The organism is Actinomadura sp. 7K507, assembly GCF_004348425.1.
Classification (GTDB): domain Bacteria; phylum Actinomycetota; class Actinomycetes; order Streptosporangiales; family Streptosporangiaceae; genus Spirillospora.
Genome location: NZ_SMKK01000515.1, coordinates 1 through 1,698 on the forward strand (window position 1 = coordinate 1; position 1,698 = coordinate 1,698).

The window sequence follows — 1,698 nt, forward strand, 5'->3', positions numbered from 1 at the left end:
CACCCGCACCCGCACCGGCGCCTCCATCGTCGCCGTCGTACGCAACGGCCAGGTCATCGCCAGCCCACGCCCCGACTTCGTCTTCACCGCCGACGACATCGTCGTCGCCGTCGGCACCGGCGAAGGCACCGACGCCGTCACCCAGATACTCACCAACGGCTGAACCGAATGCACTCGGCAGTCCAGCTCATCGAACTCGGCGCGATCATCCTGGGCCTCGGACTGCTGGCAGCCGTATCCGTCCGCTTCTCCATCTCCCCCATCCCCCTCTACCTCATCGCCGGCCTCGCCTTCGGCTCCGGCGGCATCCTCCCCCTCACCGACAGCGAAGAATTCGTCTCCCTCGGCGCCGAAGTCGGCGTCATCCTCCTGCTGTTCACCCTCGGCCTCGAATACACCGCCCCCGAACTCGTCGGGACACTGCGCACCTCCGCACCCGTCGGACTCGCCGACCTCGCCCTCAACGCCACCCCCGGCGTCGCCGCCGCACTCCTCCTCGGCTGGGGACCCGTCGCCGCCGTCGCCATGGGCGGCATCACCTACGTCACCTCATCCGGCATCACCGCCAAAGTCATCGGCGACCTCGGCTGGCTCGGCAACAAGGAAACCCCCGCCGTCCTGTCCATCCTGGTCTTCGAAGACCTCGTCATGGCCGCCTACCTGCCCATCCTCACCGCACTCCTCGCCGGCGCCGGACTCCTCGGCGGCGCCGCGACACTCGGCATCGCCGCCGCCACCATCACCGTCATCCTCTACATCGCCCTGCGCCACGGAAACCTCGTCGAACGATTCGTCGCCTCCCCCAACGACGAAGTACTCCTCCTCAAAGTCCTCGGCCTCACACTCCTGGTCGCCGGCATCGCACAACAACTCCAGGTATCGGCCGCCGTCGGCGCCTTCCTCGTCGGCATCGCCCTGTCCGGCACCCTCGCCCACACCGCCCAGAAACTCCTCGCACCCCTGCGCGACCTCTTCGCAGCCGTGTTCTTCGTCTTCTTCGGCCTGCACACCGACCCCGCCGACCTACCACCCGTCCTCGGCATCGCCGCACTCCTGGCCATCACCGGAATCATCACCAAAATGGGCAGCGGCTGGATCGCCGCCGCCCGCGCAGGCGTCGCCACCACCGGACGCCTGCGCGCCGGCTCCGCACTCGTCCCCCGCGGCGAATTCAACATCGTCATCGCCGGCCTGGCCGTCAGCGCAGGCATCAGCGCCAACCTCGGCCCCCTCGCCGCCGCCTACGTCCTCATCCTCGCCACCACCGGCCCCGTCCTCGCCCGCGGCACCGAACCCCTCGCCGCCCGCCTCCGCGCCCGCGCGAAACACAACACCCCGCACACCGGCGGCAAAGCACCACACCCCACCCGCAACACCGGCGACGACCACGACACCGCAGAAACCATCTGAACGACCCGGAACCGGCCGCCCTCACCCACCGGACCCAGACGGCTGACACACCGGACACCAGAACAGGTTCCGCGCCGCCAACTCCACCACCCGCACCTCCGCCCCGCACACCAGGCACGGCAGCCCCGCCCGCCGGTACACATACACCTCACCGCCGTGCCCATCCACCCGCGGCGGACGCCCCATCGCCTCCGGCATATGCTCCGGACGCACCGTGTCGATCCGGCCGTCCCGCACCCCAGCCGCCATCAACGACACCAAGTCGTCCCAGACCGCCCTCCACCGCGC

General features: G+C 69.8%; 3 protein-coding genes. 2 read left to right on the forward strand and 1 reads right to left on the reverse strand.

All coding sequences use genetic code 11. From position 1 onward, the window contains the following. Together E1285_RS44965 and E1285_RS44970 are read left to right on the forward strand one after the other, a co-directional pair. A partial coding sequence (locus E1285_RS44965) for a TrkA C-terminal domain-containing protein (RefSeq protein ID WP_279510134.1) occupies positions 1–163 on the forward strand: 163 nt, incomplete at its 5' end. Between the two features lie 5 nt (positions 164–168). After that, positions 169–1,410: a cation:proton antiporter gene (locus E1285_RS44970; protein WP_132161017.1), complete on the forward strand. Its 1,242-nt coding sequence runs from the start codon at positions 169–171 to the stop codon at positions 1,408–1,410. 21 nt (positions 1,411–1,431) lie between these two features. Here the strand turns inward: E1285_RS44970 and E1285_RS44975 are convergent. Beyond that, the coding region (locus tag E1285_RS44975) for a zinc finger domain-containing protein (RefSeq protein ID WP_279510133.1) at positions 1,432–1,698 on the reverse strand (267 nt) is incomplete at its 5' end.

Excerpts from the sequence above, each read along its gene's own strand:
- E1285_RS44970 (WP_132161017.1), top strand. The coding sequence starts at position 169 with ATGCACTCGGCAGTCCAGCTCATCGAACTCGGCGCGATCATCCTGGGC.